Origin of the sequence: Aureimonas sp. AU4 (genome assembly GCF_001463765.1) — a bacterium.
Classification (GTDB): Bacteria; Pseudomonadota; Alphaproteobacteria; order Rhizobiales; family Rhizobiaceae; genus Aureimonas.
The window spans coordinates 251,238-267,351 of sequence record NZ_BBWK01000002.1; the positions used below are offsets into that span (position 1 = coordinate 251,238).

The window sequence follows — 16,114 nt, forward strand, 5'->3', positions numbered from 1 at the left end:
CCCTGCTGGACCCTGGGTTAGACCCGTTCCAACAGATTCCACCGATCACATCCAATCGTATTTTCAAACCCGCCCGATCAGATTATCGGATCGACATGCTCACGACCCGACAGCTCCGCTCCTTCGAAACCCTGGCCGAGACGCTGCATTTCGGTCGCGCGGCGCGGCAGCTCGCCATCAGCCAGCCGGCTCTTTCGGCGCAGATCGCTCAGATGGAGGAGGTCTTTGGCTGCCCCCTCTTCGAGCGGCGCCCGGCGGGCCCGATCCTGACGGCGCGTGGCCTGGAGGTGCAGACAAGGGTACGGCGCATCATGGCGGAGCTGCGCGATCTGGAGGCGCTGGGACAGGATGCCGGCGGGCTGCTTGTCGGCCAGCTGAGGATCGGCATCATCGCCTCGCTCGCGCCCTACCTCCTGCCGAGCCTTCTCTCGGAATTCTCACGCTCCTACCCTCGGCTCGCGGTCGGCGTGCGAGAGAACGTGACCGCCGCGCTGCTTGACGACCTTGCGGACGGGACGATCGACTGCCTCGTCCAGGCGCTGCCGGTGGAGCGACGCGGGATCGACACGATCCTCCTCGGCATCGACCCGTTCTGGCTGGCGGTGCCGGAGCGCGAGGCGTCCGGCACCGAGCAACCGGTCGATGCCGGAGGACTCGACAGCCGGCGCCTGATCCTCCTGCAGGAGGGCCATTGCCTCCGAGACCAGGCGCTCGACGTGTGCCGGCTGGCCGACAGGCGCGACCTGTCGCTGCTGGGCGCGACGAGTCTGGCCACGCTCCTGCGCATGGTCGCGGGCGGGCTCGGCGTCACGCTCGTGCCCCAGAGCGCGCTCGCGGCCGAGCGCCGGGTCGGCGGCATCGCCTTCCTGCCGTTTCGCGAGCCGGCGCCATCGAGAACGCTCGCCCTTGCCTTCCGCACATCGTCGCACCGGCGCGCGGACTACGAGCGGCTTGCCGAACTGATCCGCACTTGCCTTTCGGCGGATCAGCCGACCGCGCCGGGATAGTTCGGGCTTTCGCGCGTGATCGTGACGTCATGCGCGTGGCTCTCGCGCAGGCCCGCGTTCGTGATGCGCACGAAGGTCGAGTTGCGGCGGAAGTCCTCGAGCGTCGCGGCGCCCGTATAGCCCATGGCCGCGCGCAGGCCTCCCGTCAGCTGGTGCAGAACGGCAGACGCGGAGCCCTTGTAGGCGACCTGACCCTCGATGCCCTCAGGCACGAGCTTCAGCGTGTCGCGCACCTCGGCCTGGAAGTAGCGGTCCGCCGAGCCGCGCGCCATGGCGCCCACCGAGCCCATTCCCCGATAGGCTTTGAATGAGCGGCCCTGATGCAGATAGACCTCGCCAGGGCTTTCCTCCGTGCCCGCCAGCAGCGAGCCGACCATCGCGGCCGAGGCGCCGGCCGCCAGCGCCTTGGCCAGGTCGCCGGAATACTTGATGCCGCCGTCCGCAATCACTGGCACGTCCGAATCGTCGGCAACCGAAACCGCGTCCATGATCGCGGAAAGCTGCGGCACGCCGACGCCCGCCACGATGCGCGTCGTGCAGATCGAGCCGGGTCCGATACCGATCTTGATGCCGTCGGCGCCCGCTTCGATCAGGGCCTTCGTGCCGTCGCGCGTGGCGACGTTGCCGGCGATGACCTGCGTGTGGTTCGACAGGCGCTTCACGCGGCTCACGGCGTCCAGAACACGCTGCGAATGCCCGTGAGCGGTGTCGACGACGATGAGATCGACGCCCGCGTCGATCAGGCGCTCGGCGCGCTCGAACCCGTCCTCGCCGACGCTTGTGGCGGCGGCCGCGAGAAGTCGGCCCTGGTCGTCCTTCGCGGCGTTGGGGTTGAGCTGCGACTTCTCGATGTCCTTGACCGTGATGAGGCCGATGCAGTGCCCCTCGCCGTCCACGACGAGGAGCTTCTCGATGCGATGCTTGTGCAGGAGACGCTTGGCCTCGTCCTGCTCGACGTTCTCGCGCACCGTGATGAGGTTCTCGCGCGTCATCAGCTCGAAGATCTTCTGGCGGTCGTCCGAGGCGAAGCGCACGTCGCGGTTCGTCAGAATGCCGACGAGCCGGCCCTTGGTCTGGCCGCCCCGTCCGGCGTTCTCCACCACGGGAATGCCGGAGATGCTGTGCGCGGTCATCAGGGCGCGCGCGTCGCCGAGCGTCGCATCGGGTCCGATCGTGACGGGGTTCACGACCATGCCCGACTCGAACTTCTTGACCTGCCGGACCTCCTCGGCCTGCTCGGCCGGCGTGAGGTTGCGGTGGATGACGCCGATGCCGCCGGCCTGAGCCATGGCGATCGCAAGGCGCGCCTCGGTCACCGTATCCATCGCCGCGGAAATGATCGGGATGTTGAGGTTCAGCGTCCGCGTGATGCGGGTGCGCACATCGACCTGCCCCGGCATGACGATCGAATGAGCCGGCTGCAGCAGCACGTCGTCGAAGGTCAGAGCCAACGCGCCGGTGGCGGTTTCGATGATGCGAGCCATGCGCCAGTCCTCAAAAACAAGGCCGGCGCTCTCGGGCGAGACACGCCGGCGGATCAGGATTGGCACGGGCTCGTAGCACGTGTGCAGTGCGAAGAAAAGAAGACGCGCTGCCGAAGGCTAGAGAAGCGTCGCGTAACTCTCCGGCATGAAGCGATAGGCGTCGCCGTCCTTCACCACGGTGCCGACCGCCGGGAACGGCAGGTGGAAGCCCGCGAAGGTGATGTTCTCCGCCGCCAGCATCTCGGCGAAGCGCTTGCGGGTCGCGGCCGCCGCCTCCTTGTCCATATCGAAGCGGACGTGCCATTCGGGGTGCTGAAACGACACCACGAACTGGCTGAACGTGTCGGCCATGAACATCATGCGCCGCTCGCCGGAGCGCAGCTCGAAGGCCAACATTCCGGGCGTATGCCCGAAGGCGGCGCGCGCCGTCAGGCCGGGCACCACCTCGTCGCCGTCCTCCAGCATGGTCGCGCGGTCGCGAAGCGGCACCACCATCTGGGCGACCATCTTCGCATTCCCGGCAGCGGCGCCCGCCAACGCCTCGTCGGACGTCCAGAACTCGAGCTCGCGCTCGCCGATCGCATAGCGGGCATTCGGGAAGGCCGGCGATCCGCCTTCCATCAGTCCGCCGATATGATCGCCGTGAAGATGGGTCAGGACGACCAGATCGACGTCCTCAGGTGCGTAGCCGGCGGAACCCATACGCTGCAGCAGGAGACCCGAGCCGTTCCCGCGTCCGCCCTCGCCCATTCCCGTGTCGATCAGGATGAGCTGGTCGCCGAGCTCGATCAGCGTCGGCTGGAAGAAGTTCACGAAGCGATCGCGCGGCAGACCGTTGGCCGCCATCAGGTCGCCAACCGCCTCGGCCGTCTGGTTCTCGCCGAAGGTCGGAAACGGCCCCTCGCCCGGCCGAATGCCGTCGAGGATCTGCACGACGACCGCATCGCCGACCGTGAAGCGCCGCCAGCCGGGGGCACCGGGGTTCTCGTCGATCAAGGTCTCGATCTCCATGGTTCCCTCCTGTGCGGACGCGCCCATCGGCATGGCGCCCGCGGCCATGCCGCCGGCCGCCAGCATCAGGGCGTGGCGTCGATTGATTCCGGTCCTGACTGGCATCGGCTCGCTTCCGCATAAGGAGATGGGTTCTGGCTGGCGACAAGATGAGGCGCCGGACCGGCGAGGCAATACGGGCGCAACGGAACGCGAACGCCCTTACGGAGCTTTCACGATCACGCTCTTGCGAGGGCGCTAAGTCGAGCTTACAGCCTATCCCCATCCCGCCCTACCGGACAAACGACCTTGAAACGCATCGTTCCGGTTGTCCTCGCCGTCGCGCTGTTCATGGAGAACATCGACTCGACGGTGATCGCGACCTCGCTCGCCACCATCGCGCACGACATCGGCGCGAGTCCCATCGCGTTGAAGCTCGCGCTGACGAGCTATTACGTCTCGCTCGCCGTCTTCATCCCGATCTCGGGACGGATCGCGGACCGCTTCGGCGCCAAGCCCGTGTTTCAGATGGCGATCGCCGTCTTCATGCTGGGATCGCTCGCCTGCGGCTTCGCCTCCTCGCTAGAAGGGTTCGTGGCGGCGCGGTTCCTGCAGGGGATGGGCGGGGCAATGATGACGCCGGTCGGGCGCCTGCTTCTGATCCGCGCGGTTCCCAAATCCGATCTGGTCAGCGCCATGGCGTGGTTCACCTTCCCCGCCCTGATCGGACCGCTGATCGGCCCGCCCATCGGTGGCGCGATCGCGACCTATGCGGACTGGCGCTGGATTTTCTTCATCAACCTGCCCATCGGCGTCATCGGCATGGCGCTTGCGCAGCGATATCTTCCGCGCATCGAGACGATGCCGGAGGTGCGCTTCGACTGGACGGGCTTCGTCCTGTCGGGTCTTGCCTGCTCGGGCGTCGTGTTCGGCCTCTCTGTCGTGTCGCTTCCCGCGCTGCCGCCGCTGTTCGGCATCGCCATGACAGCGCTCGGACTGCTGTTCGCCTCCTTCTACGTGCGCCATGCGGGGCGAACCGAGCGTCCTGTCCTCGATCTGCGGCTCGCGAAGCTGCAGACGCTGCGCACCGCGATCATCGGCGGCGGCGTGTTCCGCATCGGGGCCGGCGCCGTGCCGTTCCTGTTTCCGCTGATGCTGCAACTTGGCTTCGGCTACACGCCGTTTCAGTCGGGCCTTCTCAGTGCGGTTTCCATCGGCGGCGCGATGACGATGAAGGTTCTGGTACGCCCGATCCTGCGCAACCTCGGCTTCCGCACGACGCTCACCGGAGCCGCGATCCTGGGCGGACTTCTGATCGGGGCGATCGGCTTCTACGAGCCGTCGACGCCCGTGCCGATCCTCGTGGTGCTGCTGTTGATAGGCGGCTTCTTCCGCTCGCTCTTCTTCACGAGCACGAACGTCCTCGCCTTCGCCGACGTGCCGAAGCTGCGGACCGGCGACGCGACCTCGATGGTCGCGGCCTTCCAGCAGGTAGCGATCGCGGGCGGCGTCGCGATGGCAGGCGGGATCTTGGAGGCGGGCATCCTCCTCAACGGGACGGGACATCCGACGCTCTGGAACTTCCAGGTCGCCTTCTTCGCGGTGGGCCTCGTGACGATCTTCGCGGCCTGGCCGTTTCGCCGTCTCCCCGACGAGGCGGGCGCCGAGGTCTCGGGGCAGCGCGTTCCGGCGGAGTAGCCGAGGCCGCTCAGGCCTCCTGGAAGCCCATCTTCGCGTAGAGGCCGCGTGCCGGCGCATTGCCGGGCAGCACCTTCAGGTCCATCGCGCTGAAGCCCCGCTGGCGGTAGGACTCGGCCAGGGAGAGAACGAGGGCTTCCCCGAGCCCCTGTCCGCGGGCGACCCGCGCCACGCAGACGTCCTTCAGGAAGGCGCTGGTCCAGCCGTGGCACACGCCGACGATGCGCTGCGTCTCGACATCCCGTGCCAGGAGCACGAGTGCCGGGTCCCACTCGTCGTCGCGCGATACCCTCGCATACCAGTCGTCACCGCCTTCGAACGCGCCCGCATAGCCGTCGTGGTAGGCGTCGATCAGGACCCGCAGCGCTTCCGGCGCGTCCGCCGGGCGAAAGGGAGCGAGAACGACACCCGTCGGCCAGTTCGCAGCTCGCGGCTCGTCGAGCCGCAGCCGCAATCGGATCGAATCGTCGCTCAGGTCTCGCTCTCCTCGTCGCGTCGGGCCTGTCCGCGAAAATCCTTGGCGAGCAGATAGAGCTCGACCGAGCCATCGCGCGAGGCCGGCGGCTTGACGTGATGGACGGAGCGGAACTCCCGCTTCAGCATGGCGAGCAGATCGCCCTCCGTCCCGCCCTGGAACGTCTTCGTCAGGAAGTGACCGCCGGGCTTCAGTGTTCGCACGGCAAAGTCGGCCGCGACCTCGCACAGGTGCATTGTGCGCAGGTGATCCGTCCGGCGATGGCCGGTGGTCGGCGCAGCCATGTCGGACAGGACGATGTCGGGCGTGCCGCCCAGGGTCTCGATCAAGCGACCCGGCGCCGTGTCGTCGAGGAAGTCGAGTTCCAAGATCGTCGCGCCCGGAATCGGATCGACGGGGAGATAGTCGATGCCGACCACCGCCCCCTCGCCGCCCGACAGGCACCGCGCCACGGCGACCTGGCACCAGCCTCCGGGGGCCGCACCCAGATCCACCACGCGCTGGCCCGGCTTCAGGAGGTGGTAGCGATCATCGATCTCGATGAGCTTGTAGGCCGCACGCGAACGATAGCCGTCCGCCTTGGAACGGCGCACGTAGGGATCGTTCAGCTGGCGCTCAAGCCAGCGCCGCGACGAGGCGGTGAGCCCGCGCTTCTTCTTGACCCGGACCTGCAGCCCCCGGTCGTCGCCCCGTCCCGTCATGCCGTCACTCGCATTCCACCGGCGCTGGAACGGCGCCATACGCCGTCCGCCACCATCATTTCCGTCAAAAGGCCCTCGCGCAGGCCGCGATCGGCCACGCGAAGCATGCGCGCTGGCCAGATGCGCCGAATCCCTTCGAGGATCGCGCAGCCGGCCAGGACCAGATCGGCCCGGTCGGAACCGATGCAGGGATTGGCGACGCGCTCCTCGAACGTCCAGCCGCGGATGCGGTCGACGAGTTCGTCCACCTCGTCATCCTTCAGCCACAGCCCGTCGACCTGACGCCGGTCGTAACGCTCGAGTTTCAGTTGCACCCCCGCCAACGTCGTGACGGTTCCCGAGGTGCCGAGAAGGTGGAAACCGTCGCGGCCGACGAGCGCCGCAAGCCTGTCGCGACCCGGGAAGGCGTGAATCAACGTGACGACCTCGCCGACCATGCGCTCGAAAAGCTCAGGCGTCACGTCGCGCCCGCCGTGGCGCTCCGCCAACGAGACGACGCCGACGGGCAGCGAGGTCCAGGCCACGATATGATTCGACAGACGCCGGCTGGTCCCGCCGCGCAGGTCCAGGAGCGCGATCTCCGAGGAACCGCCGCCGATATCGAACAGGACCGCGCCCCGGGCATTGCGGTCCACCAGCGAGCCGCAACCGGATACGGCGAGTCGCGCCTCGGTTTCCCGGCTGACGATCTCGAGCCGAAGTCCCGTCTCGGCCCAGACGCGCTCGATGAACTCCGCTCCGTTGGCCGCCGCGCGGCACGCCTCGGTCGCAATCAGGCGGGCGCCGGAGATCTCGCGCGCGGAGAGCTTCTGCGCACAAATCTCCAGCGCCGCCACGGCGCGATCCATCGCCGTGGCCGCGAGGCTTCCCGTCCGGCCGAGCCCTTCGCCGAGCCGTACGATGCGCGAGAAGGCATCAATGACCCGGAACTGGCCGGGGCGCGTCGGCACGGCGACAAGCAGGCGGCAGTTGTTCGTGCCAAGATCCAGCGCCGCATAGGCAGGCATCCTGGGAGGCGCAGCCGGCACGTCACCGGCTGGCACCCGGATCTCGATCGGGGTAGCCAGCGGCACCTGGGGCCTGGCGGCCCGATCCTCCTCCTGGCGCAGGAGAAGCGCGCGCTCGGCCTGACGCAACTTCGCATCGAGCGAAGGCGGCAGAGCCCTTGCCCCCTGCAACGCGGATGGGACCTGGGATGGTCCCGCCTTCCGCCCGCGCCGCCTGCGATTCCGTTTGTTTCGTCGCTTTCCGTCGGTTTCGCGATCCACCTCGGCCAGAAGGTCGCAATCCGCCGTTCCCGCCGCGACCGGGACGACGACTTCGCTGTTTGAACTCAAGGGCTGTGCGTCGCGGCGGCTCTGCTGCGTGTCATGGATCACAATCTGTCTCCGGAGCCGGCCCGAAGGGCGCTCCTGGGACCGCGAAACGGTCATGTCGTTGCTTCGGAGTGTAGCAATTGAACAACGATGCACAAGAGACGTGTTTTCGGACTCACAGCTTGCCTTGAAACAGCCGTTGTCCTTCCAATGCGCAAAAGCCCGTCAAACGCCTGTTGACGCAGGCCGGCTCGTCGACTAATTCACCTCCCGCAGCGCCGACGCAGTCGCCGCTGCCGGGCCCGACCGGATGGTCGACGTTCCGATCCCTGCTGGGGGATAGTTTAAGGGTAGAACAGCGGACTCTGACTCCGTTAGTCTTGGTTCGAATCCAGGTCCCCCAGCCACTCCTTCCCGTTCACGCAATGCCGCTTGCCTGCCTCATGGTCGTCACGCATTGGCGACCGGCGGCGAAAGTCGCCGCCGGCCGGTGATTTCGTGGACTGCTCAGCTGTCGAGACGCTCCTTGCGCAGCGTGCCGTCGGCGTTCAGCTCGATTCGCACCTGGCGTCCGCCCGCGTCCCTGGCGTCCATCTCGACATGGTCGCCCCGGACGGCATAGTCGGACAGGTCCGTGTAGCCGAGGCGGCCTGCCGCCGCCCGGGCGGCATCCTCCGCCAAGGGGGCGACGAAGGGACGGCGTTCGGCGATCTGGTTGTCCTCGTCAACGCGCAGCTGCCAAGCCGCCCCCTTCGCATCCTTCGCCGTGAACTCGGCGTGATGCTTCTTCGTATCGATCAGGGCGACGTCGGTGTAGCCGGCCGTTTCGAGGGCGGCCTTGGCTGCGGTCTCGTCGACGCCGCCCCGGGCGAACCAGTCCATCGGTCCTCCACGGCGCTCGGCGCGGTCGCCGTCCGGGCGGGGGCCGTCCGGGCCATCGGGACCGCCCGGGCCGCCATGACGACCGGGGCCACGCGGGCCGGGAGGTCCGTCGCGGTCCGGGCGCGGACGCTCGATGCGCGTCGTCTGCCCGTTAGCGCCGGTCAGCGCTTCGGCATGGAGCTTGCCGCGATCGAAGCGGCCGATAACCGAAACGCTGTCGCCAACTGCAACGAGCGACTGCCGGTCACCTTGCGGCCCGGTGTCGACGAGCGCGCGCCCCGTGGCGTCCTCGATCACGAAGCTGTTGCCGTAGACCTCCGCGACACGCCCCTGCAGGGTGATCGCGCTCATGTCGCGCAGCTGGTTGATCGGCGTGGCGGCGACGGCGGGCGCGGATGCCGGCGTCTGGGCGACCGCAGCTGCCGTTCCGGCAAGGAGTGGGGCGGCCAAAGCCGCCATGGCGAGGCGCTTCTTCATGGAGTTCGTCATCGCGTCTTTCCTTTTCCTGAGGCGATGCCGCAGCTGTAGCCAGCCGCTTGAAACCGATCCTGAACCGGGCGGTTCAGCTTCCATTCAGCCGCCGCGCCTAGCGAAGCGGGCGGGCGCGGCGACCTGTGGGCGATGGCGGAGAGACGGACTGATGCGCGTACTTGTGGTCGAGGACGATGCGGCACTCTCGGCCGAAATCGTCGCCGCGCTTCGTGCCGAGAACTTCGCTGTCGATCATGCCGCCGACGGCGAGGACGGCTGGCATCTCGGCGACACGGAAGGCTACGACGCGGCCGTTCTCGACCTCGGCCTGCCGACCCTGTCCGGCATCGAGGTGCTGCAGGCGTGGCGCAGCGCCGGACGAACTCTGCCCGTTCTGATCCTGACCGCGCGAGACGGCTGGGGCGATAAGGTGCAGGGGTTCAAGGCGGGCGCGGACGACTATCTCGTCAAGCCGTTCCGCATCGAGGAGCTCGTCATGCGCCTGCGGGCGCTCGTGCGCCGTTCTCGCGGCCACGCCGACACGCGCATCAACTGCGGCCCGCTCACCTTCGACGCGCAGATCGGCGCATTCGAGAAGGACGGGCTTCCCCTCAAGCTGACCGGGCTCGAATGGCGCGTCCTATCCTGCCTCATGCTGCGAAAGGAGGTCGTCGTCACCCGCGCGGACCTCGCCGAGCGTGTCTACGAGGGCGACGTCGACGTCGACAGCAACTCGCTCGAGGTCATCATCGCGCGGCTACGCCGCAAGATCGGCCACGACATGATCGAGACCTCGCGCGGCCTGGGCTACCGTCTAACGGCGGCCGAGCGATGAAACCGCCTCGGCCGCCCCCGCATCGCCCCCCCTTGGCCGGACGCTCCCTGCGCGAGCGGCTTCTTGCGTCGGCGGCGATCTTCATCCTGCTGGCGATCGCCGCGACCGGCTACGTCATGAACGACCTCCTCGAACGCTTCGTGCGCGCCGACATCGCCGGCCGCCTCGACCTGCAGATCGCCGGCTTGGAGGCGGAGCTCGAGCGCCCCGCACCACCCCGTGAGGGAGAACCGCGCCATCTTCGCCGTGCCCCCTTCGACGGACCGCCCGACGGGCCACCTGACGGGCGCGGCCCCAACGGTTGGTATTGGCAGATCGAATCGGGAGGGCGCATTCTCGACGCCTCGCCGAACCTCGACGGCGATCCCCTGCCTCCCATTGCGCCGGAGGCGGGGCGCCGGGGTCCACCGAACCGGCTGACCGATCTGACGGGGCCGCATGGCCAGCCCCTCGTCGCGCGCAGCCGCACGCTGCCGGGACCAGACGGAGGCATCGTCCTGACGGCCACGGCACCGCTGGAAGCGATCAGGGCCCCGCTCCGCGACGCAGCTTTGACGATCGCGCTGACCCTTGGCCTGCTCGGCATCGGTCTCGGCGCCGCGATCGCCGTGCAGGTGCGCTTCGCGCTGAGCCCGCTCGACCGCCTGCGGCGCATGCTGGCCGAGATCCGCGCCGGCCGGCGCGAGCGGATCGACGGGCCGCAGCCGGCCGAGCTGCGCCCCTTGACCGAGGAGTTGAACGCGCTGATCGAGCATGACGCGGAAACGCTGCGGCAGGCGCGGCGCCACGTGGCCAATTTGGGGCACGGTCTGAAGACCCCGCTAGCAACGCTCAGCGCGCAGGCCGCTCGCCTTCCGGACGGGCCGATGCGGCGCGAGTGGCAGTCGCTGACGGAACTTATGGACCGGCGCATCCGCCACCATCTCCGTCGGGCCAGGAGCGCCGCGCAGGGCGGGCCGATCCGCCACCGCACGCCGGTCGCCTCGCACGCCAAGGACCTCGCCGACATGCTCGAGAAGTTCATGTCGGGATCGCGGGTCGCCATCTCGCTCGCGGTGCCGCAGCATCTCGCGGTTGCGGTGGACGGAGAGGATCTGGACGAGATGCTCGGAAATCTCCTCGACAACGCCTGCCGGCACGCGAGCGGCCGCGTCGATATCGGAGCGGCCCGAAGCGGACGCACCGTGACGATCTCGATCGCCGACGACGGGCCGGGCCTGGAGGCAGACGAGATCGCCCGCGTGCTGAAGCCGGGCGCACGGCTCGACGAGACACTGCCCGGCCACGGTTTCGGACTGCCGATCACGTCCGAGATCGCCGAACTCTACGGCGGGTCGCTGCATCTCCGGCGCGGCGATAGGGGCGGTCTCCTCGCAACACTCACGCTTCCCGCCCCGGTGGAGCCGGCCTGAACAACCGGACCGGGGCCTCTGAAAACGTGCCGTCCCGCGCGTCGGAGCAACGGCGCCCGCTAAGGCCGCCTGCCTTTGCGCGTCGGGGCTCGGGTGGTATAGCCGCCCCATGCCGGCGACCTCGCGCCGCCGCGCCGCCGATGCCCGCCGTTCGGCCGGGCCGCCAACCCCAGAGGAATCCCAGCACGATGGCGAAGATCAAGGTCGCAAACCCGGTCGTGGAACTCGACGGCGACGAGATGACCCGGATCATCTGGCAGCTTATCAAGGACAAGCTGATCCACCCCTATCTCGACATCGACCTGGAATATTACGACCTCTCGGTCGAGAATCGCGATGCGACCAACGATCAGGTGACGATCGATTCCGCCAACGCGATCAAGAAGCACGGCGTCGGCGTGAAGTGCGCCACGATCACCCCCGACGAGCAGCGCGTCGAGGAGTTCAAGCTCAAGAAGATGTGGAAGTCGCCCAACGGCACGATCCGTAACATCCTGGGCGGCGTGATCTTCCGCGAGCCCATCATCATGAAGAACGTGCCGCGCCTCGTGCCGGGCTGGACCCAGCCGATCGTCGTCGGCCGTCACGCGTTCGGCGACCAGTACCGCGCGACGGACTTCAAGTTCCCAGGCAAGGGCACGCTCACGATCAAGTTCGTCGGCGAGGACGGACAGGTCATCGAGCATGAGGTCTACCAGGCGCCGTCCGCCGGCGTCGCGCTCGCCATGTACAACCTCGACGAGTCGATCCGCGAGTTCGCCCGAGCCTCGTTCAACTACGGCCTGCTCCGTAACTTCCCGGTCTATCTCTCGACCAAGAACACCATCCTCAAAGCCTATGACGGCCGCTTCAAGGACATCTTCCAGGAGGTCTTCGACGCCGAGTTCAAGGCTGAGTTCGACAAGCGCAAGCTCACCTACGAGCACCGCCTGATCGACGACATGGTCGCCTCGGCGCTCAAGTGGTCGGGCGGCTACGTTTGGGCCTGCAAGAACTACGACGGCGACGTGCAGTCCGACATCGTGGCGCAAGGCTTCGGCTCGCTCGGCCTGATGACCTCGGTGCTTCTCTCGCCGGACGGCCAGACCGTCGAGGCGGAGGCCGCGCACGGCACGGTGACGCGTCACTACCGCCAGCACCAGAAGGGCCAGGAGACCTCGACCAACTCCATCGCCTCGATCTTCGCCTGGACGCGCGGCCTCGCCCATCGTGCCAAGCTGGACGGCAACGAGGAGCTGAAGCGCTTCTCCGAGACGCTCGAGAAGGTCTGCATCGACACGGTCGAGGCCGGTCACATGACCAAGGACCTCGCGCTGCTCATCGGTCCCGACCAGCCTTGGCTTTCCACGACGGGCTTCCTCGACAAGATCGACGAGAACCTAAAGACGGCGATGGCCGCCTGAGGCGTCAGACCAGATCGAAGCGAAAGAGCCCGGCCCATTCGGCCGGGTTTTTCATTTCAGGCTCGTCGGTCGCTCGGGAACCTCGCGCGTGAAACGGTCGTTAGCGATCCATCAATTCCGATGGAGAGTTCTGAATGAACCGTCTGCTTCTTGCTGCCACCGCCGCCCTCCTCATGTCCGGCGCCGCAGTCCAGGCTCAGGACGCCGCCCTCGTCGAGGTCGGCGAGAACGTCATGCTGATGCCTTGGAACAAGTCCGTCGACGCTATCGAGGACGCCAAGGTTCTCAAGCCAGGCGATGGCGTCGAGCTCGGGGAAGTGGAGAAGGTGCTCGGCACCGATGCCAAGACCCCGGTTGCCTTGGTCGTCGACTTCGAAGGTTCGACCACCGGGTTTACCGGCAGCAAGGTGATCCCGATCGACCGCTTCACGCCGGACGGCAACCGCCTGACCCTCAAGACGTCGGCCGCCGAGGTCGCCTCGTTCCCGAATTACGCGGGCTGACCGTAAGGAAAAGGGGCGCCGGACGGCGCCCCTTTTTCAATTATCCGAATTGTCGGATGGGCCGATGACGATTCGGCTGCGCCGTGGCGACACCCCGTTCGTTGGATCAGGCTGCCAGTCTGGCCTCGATCGCACCTATGGCGTCGCCGGCTTTTTCTGCCTCGGGTCCGCCTGCCTGTGCCATATCCGGACGTCCTCCGCCGCCCTTGCCGCCGATCGCTTCGGAAGCGGCACGGACCAGATCGACGGCGCTGAAGCGCTCGGTGAGATCGGAGGTCACGCCAACGACGACGCTGGCCTTTCCGTCCGCCACACCCACGAAGGCGACCACCCCGGACCCAAGCGAGGCTTTTGCCTCGTCCACCAACCCCTTGAGATCCTTCGCCCCGACTCCGTCCAGTACGCGGCCGAGGAAGGAAACGCCTGCGATTTCGCGCGCGGCGGGCGCTGCGACGTTTCCATCACCCGCCATGGCGAGACGCTTCCTGGCCTCGGTCAGCTCCCGCTCGAGCTTGCGGCGCTCCTCGACGAGCTGCTCGACACGGTCCCCGATCTCGGCCGGACCGACCTTCAGCGCGGATGCGATACGGCGCACACGAGCATCCTGCTCCAGAAGGTAGTCGCGCGCGGCCTGTCCCGTCAGCGCCTCGACACGACGCACGCCCGCGCCGACCGCGCCCTCGGAAACCACATGGACGAGACCGATGTCGCCGGTGGCGCGCGCATGCGTTCCGCCGCATAGCTCGATCGAGTAGGCCGCGCGGTTCGAACCCTCGCCCGGGCGTCCCATCGACACGACGCGGACCTCGTCGCCGTACTTCTCGCCGAACAGCGCCATAGCGCCGAGCGCGATCGCATCGTCCACCGCCATCAGCCGCGTCTCGACCGGCGCGTTCTCGAGGATCACGCGGTTGGCAAGCGCCTCGACCTCGGCCAGTTCCGCGGGCTCAAGTGGCTTGGGATGCGAGAAGTCGAAGCGCAGACGATCGGGCGAGACCTGCGAGCCCTTCTGCGCGACATGCGTGCCGAGCACTTCCCGCAGACCCTCATGCAGAAGGTGGGTGGCCGAGTGGTTGGCGCGGATGCGCGTGCGACGCGCATGGTCCACCACGAGTTCAAGCGGCGCATCGACCTGAAGCGTCCCCTCCTCGACCCGGCCGCGATGCACGAAGAGGCCGCCTGCGACCTTCTGCGTATCGCCGACGCGGAAGCGTACGCCCTCACCAGTGAGCACGCCCGTATCGCCGACCTGACCACCGGACTCGCCGTAGAACGGCGTCTGGTTGAGGACCACGGCGACTTCCTCGCCGGCCGAGGCGCTACGGACCTCCTCCTTGCCGCGAACGAGGGCGCGCACGACGCCCTCGGCCCGCTCGGTGTCGTAGCCGAGGAACTCGGTCGCGCCCTCGCGCTCGCGAATGGCGAACCAGACGCTCTCGTCCGCCGCCTCGCCGGAGCCGACCCAGCTCGCCCGCGCTTCCGCCTTCTGGCGCTCCATGGCCGCCTGGAAGGAGCCGAGATCGACCGACACCCCGCGCGCGCGCAGGGCGTCCTGCGTGAGGTCGAGCGGGAAACCGTAGGTGTCGTAGAGCTTGAAGGCGACCTCGCCGTCGAGCTTGTCACCCCGGCCCATGCCGTCCGTTGCCTCGTTGAGAAGCACGAGACCGCGATCGAGCGTGGCCAGGAAGCGCTTCTCTTCGAGCTTCAGCGTCTCGGAGATCAGCTGCTCCGCGCGCACCAGCTCGGGATAGGCCCGGCCCATCTCGGACACGAGCGCCGGCAGGACCTTGTAGATGACCGGCTCGCGCGCGCCGAGCAGCTTTGCGTGGCGCATGGCGCGACGCATGATGCGGCGGAGCACGTAGCCGCGACCCTCGTTGGAGGGCAGAACGCCGTCGGCGATCAGGAAGGCGGTCGCGCGCAGGTGATCGGCGATCACGCGGTGCGAGGCGAGCGCGTCGCCCTCGGGACGCGAGCCGATCGCCTCCGCGACGGCGCCGATCAGGCGGCGGAACAGATCGGTCTCGTAGTTCGACTGGACGCCCTGAAGAATGGCCGCCATGCGCTCGAGGCCCATGCCCGTGTCGATCGAAGGCCGGGGCAGGTTCAGCCGCTCGCCCGGCGCGACCTGCTCGAACTGCATGAAGACGAGATTCCAGAACTCCAGGAAACGGTCGCCGTCCTCGTCCGGCGAGCCCGGAGGTCCGCCGAAGACGCTCTCGCCCTGGTCGTAGAAGATCTCGGAGCATGGACCGCAGGGGCCCGTCTCGCCCATCGTCCAGAAGTTGTCCGAGGTCGGGATACGAATGATGCGGTCGTCGGAGAAGCCGGCGATCGAACGCCAGAGACGCGCCGCCTCCTCGTCCTCGGAATAGACGGTGACAAGCAGCCGCGACTTGTCGAGTGCGTACTCCTTCGTGACGAGGTTCCAGGCGAGGCTGATCGCCTCCTCCTTGAAGTAGTCGCCGAACGAGAAGTTTCCGAGCATCTCGAAGAAGGTGTGGTGGCGCGCGGTGTAGCCGACATTGTCGAGGTCGTTGTGCTTGCCGCCGGCCCGCACGACCTTCTGTGCCGTCGTCGCACGGGTGTAGGGGCGCTTCTCGAGACCAGTGAAGACGTTCTTGAACTGCACCATGCCGGCGTTCGTGAACATCAGGGTCGGATCGTTGCGCGGCACGAGCGGCGACGAGGCGACGGGCTCGTGTCCGTTCGCCGCGAAGTAGTCCAGAAACGTCCGCCGGATTTCGTTGACGCCACTCATCCGCTCAACCTCTTCGAGAACCGGACGGCATGTTGGGGGCGCAAGGCGCCGGAACCGTCCGAGCGCCGGTTTTTAACGGCGCGCATCCGCTCTGTCCATGTCGCTCCTGCGGGACGTCGGCACGCATATCTGGGGACCGCCGAACACGGAGCCGGTGCCGTTTGCGCGTGATGATC

12 protein-coding genes, 1 tRNA gene and 1 pseudogene are annotated in these 16,114 nt (G+C 67.7%); 7 read left to right on the forward strand and 7 right to left on the reverse strand.

Going from position 1 to position 16,114, the window contains the following annotated elements:
- Window positions 1-95: 95 nt before the first annotated feature.
- Window positions 96-1,007 (forward strand): hydrogen peroxide-inducible genes activator, encoded by a 912-nt coding sequence (locus AUL35_RS01705; protein ID WP_062011358.1) that lies wholly within the window; start codon window positions 96-98, stop codon window positions 1,005-1,007.
- On the opposite strand, the gene guaB is transcribed toward AUL35_RS01705, so the two are convergent.
- Window positions 986-2,491 carry an IMP dehydrogenase gene (gene guaB / locus AUL35_RS01710; protein WP_062011360.1) on the reverse strand — a complete coding sequence of 502 codons (1,506 nt, stop codon included), beginning with the start codon at window positions 2,489-2,491 and terminating at the stop codon, window positions 986-988. The genes AUL35_RS01705 and guaB overlap by 22 nt on opposite strands.
- A 117-nt stretch (window positions 2,492-2,608) precedes the next feature.
- Complete coding sequence (locus AUL35_RS01715; protein ID WP_062011362.1) at window positions 2,609-3,607, reverse strand: MBL fold metallo-hydrolase; 999 nt, start codon at window positions 3,605-3,607, stop codon at window positions 2,609-2,611.
- Window positions 3,608-3,784: 177 nt separating this feature from the next.
- Between AUL35_RS01715 and AUL35_RS01720 the strand changes: the two are divergent.
- A pseudogene (locus AUL35_RS01720) lies at window positions 3,785-5,179 on the forward strand (MFS transporter); the annotation flags it as partial.
- A 10-nt stretch (window positions 5,180-5,189) separates the two neighbouring features.
- On the opposite strand, the gene AUL35_RS22455 reads toward AUL35_RS01720, so the two are convergent.
- From AUL35_RS22455 to AUL35_RS01735, 3 genes are read right to left on the reverse strand one after another with little or no spacing between them, the layout of a single operon-like run.
- Window positions 5,190-5,633, reverse strand: coding sequence for an N-acetyltransferase (locus AUL35_RS22455; RefSeq protein ID WP_062011366.1), 444 nt, complete (start codon window positions 5,631-5,633; stop codon window positions 5,190-5,192).
- A gap of 17 nt (window positions 5,634-5,650) precedes the next feature.
- Window positions 5,651-6,355 carry an RlmE family RNA methyltransferase gene (locus AUL35_RS01730; protein WP_062011368.1) on the reverse strand — a complete coding sequence of 235 codons (705 nt, stop codon included), beginning with the start codon at window positions 6,353-6,355 and terminating at the stop codon, window positions 5,651-5,653.
- Window positions 6,352-7,788: a Ppx/GppA phosphatase family protein gene (locus tag AUL35_RS01735; protein ID WP_374754472.1), complete on the reverse strand. Its 1,437-nt coding sequence runs from the start codon at window positions 7,786-7,788 to the stop codon at window positions 6,352-6,354. The genes AUL35_RS01730 and AUL35_RS01735 overlap by 4 nt, the downstream gene beginning before the upstream one ends.
- 216 nt (window positions 7,789-8,004) lie before the next feature.
- Between AUL35_RS01735 and AUL35_RS01740 the strand changes: the two genes are divergently transcribed.
- Window positions 8,005-8,078 (forward strand) — tRNA-Gln (locus AUL35_RS01740).
- 100 nt (window positions 8,079-8,178) lie between these two features.
- Here the strand turns inward: AUL35_RS01740 and AUL35_RS22460 are convergent.
- The gene (locus AUL35_RS22460; protein ID WP_062011370.1) at window positions 8,179-9,042 is read right to left on the reverse strand and encodes a hypothetical protein; all 864 of its coding nucleotides are present in this window, start codon (window positions 9,040-9,042) and stop codon (window positions 8,179-8,181) included.
- A 151-nt stretch (window positions 9,043-9,193) separates the two neighbouring features.
- On the opposite strand from AUL35_RS22460, the gene AUL35_RS01750 reads away from it, so the two are divergent.
- The 4 genes from AUL35_RS01750 to AUL35_RS01765 all read left to right on the forward strand — a co-directional run bounded on the left by AUL35_RS01750 (window position 9,194) and on the right by AUL35_RS01765 (window position 13,177).
- The gene (locus tag AUL35_RS01750) at window positions 9,194-9,859 is read left to right on the forward strand and encodes a response regulator transcription factor (RefSeq protein WP_062011372.1); all 666 of its coding nucleotides are present in this window, start codon (window positions 9,194-9,196) and stop codon (window positions 9,857-9,859) included.
- 32 nt (window positions 9,860-9,891) lie between these two features.
- Complete coding sequence (locus AUL35_RS01755; RefSeq protein ID WP_062011374.1) at window positions 9,892-11,271, forward strand: HAMP domain-containing sensor histidine kinase; 1,380 nt, start codon at window positions 9,892-9,894, stop codon at window positions 11,269-11,271.
- A 188-nt stretch (window positions 11,272-11,459) separates the two neighbouring features.
- Window positions 11,460-12,674, forward strand: a complete 1,215-nt coding sequence (locus tag AUL35_RS01760) for an NADP-dependent isocitrate dehydrogenase (RefSeq protein WP_062011375.1) — start codon at window positions 11,460-11,462, stop codon at window positions 12,672-12,674.
- A gap of 134 nt (window positions 12,675-12,808) precedes the next feature.
- Window positions 12,809-13,177 carry a hypothetical protein gene (locus tag AUL35_RS01765; protein ID WP_062011377.1) on the forward strand — a complete coding sequence of 123 codons (369 nt, stop codon included), beginning with the start codon at window positions 12,809-12,811 and terminating at the stop codon, window positions 13,175-13,177.
- Between the two features lie 106 nt (window positions 13,178-13,283).
- On the opposite strand, the gene alaS is transcribed toward AUL35_RS01765, so the two are convergent.
- Window positions 13,284-15,938: an alanine--tRNA ligase gene (gene alaS, locus AUL35_RS01770; protein WP_062011380.1), complete on the reverse strand. Its 2,655-nt coding sequence runs from the start codon at window positions 15,936-15,938 to the stop codon at window positions 13,284-13,286.
- Window positions 15,939-16,114: the final 176 nt, after the last annotated feature.

Coding starts and splice junctions, on each gene's coding strand:
- AUL35_RS01705 (WP_062011358.1), top strand. CDS start 96: ATGCTCACGACCCGACAGCTCCGCTCCTTCGAAACCCTGGCCGAGACG.
- guaB (WP_062011360.1), bottom strand. CDS start 2,491: ATGGCTCGCATCATCGAAACCGCCACCGGCGCGTTGGCTCTGACCTTC.
- AUL35_RS01715 (WP_062011362.1), bottom strand. CDS start 3,607: ATGCCAGTCAGGACCGGAATCAATCGACGCCACGCCCTGATGCTGGCG.
- AUL35_RS01730 (WP_062011368.1), bottom strand. CDS start 6,355: ATGACGGGACGGGGCGACGACCGGGGGCTGCAGGTCCGGGTCAAGAAG.
- AUL35_RS01735 (WP_374754472.1), bottom strand. CDS start 7,788: ATGACCGTTTCGCGGTCCCAGGAGCGCCCTTCGGGCCGGCTCCGGAGA.
- AUL35_RS22460 (WP_062011370.1), bottom strand. CDS start 9,042: ATGACGAACTCCATGAAGAAGCGCCTCGCCATGGCGGCTTTGGCCGCC.
- AUL35_RS01750 (WP_062011372.1), top strand. CDS start 9,194: ATGCGCGTACTTGTGGTCGAGGACGATGCGGCACTCTCGGCCGAAATC.
- AUL35_RS01760 (WP_062011375.1), top strand. CDS start 11,460: ATGGCGAAGATCAAGGTCGCAAACCCGGTCGTGGAACTCGACGGCGAC.
- AUL35_RS01765 (WP_062011377.1), top strand. CDS start 12,809: ATGAACCGTCTGCTTCTTGCTGCCACCGCCGCCCTCCTCATGTCCGGC.
- alaS (WP_062011380.1), bottom strand. CDS start 15,938: ATGAGTGGCGTCAACGAAATCCGGCGGACGTTTCTGGACTACTTCGCG.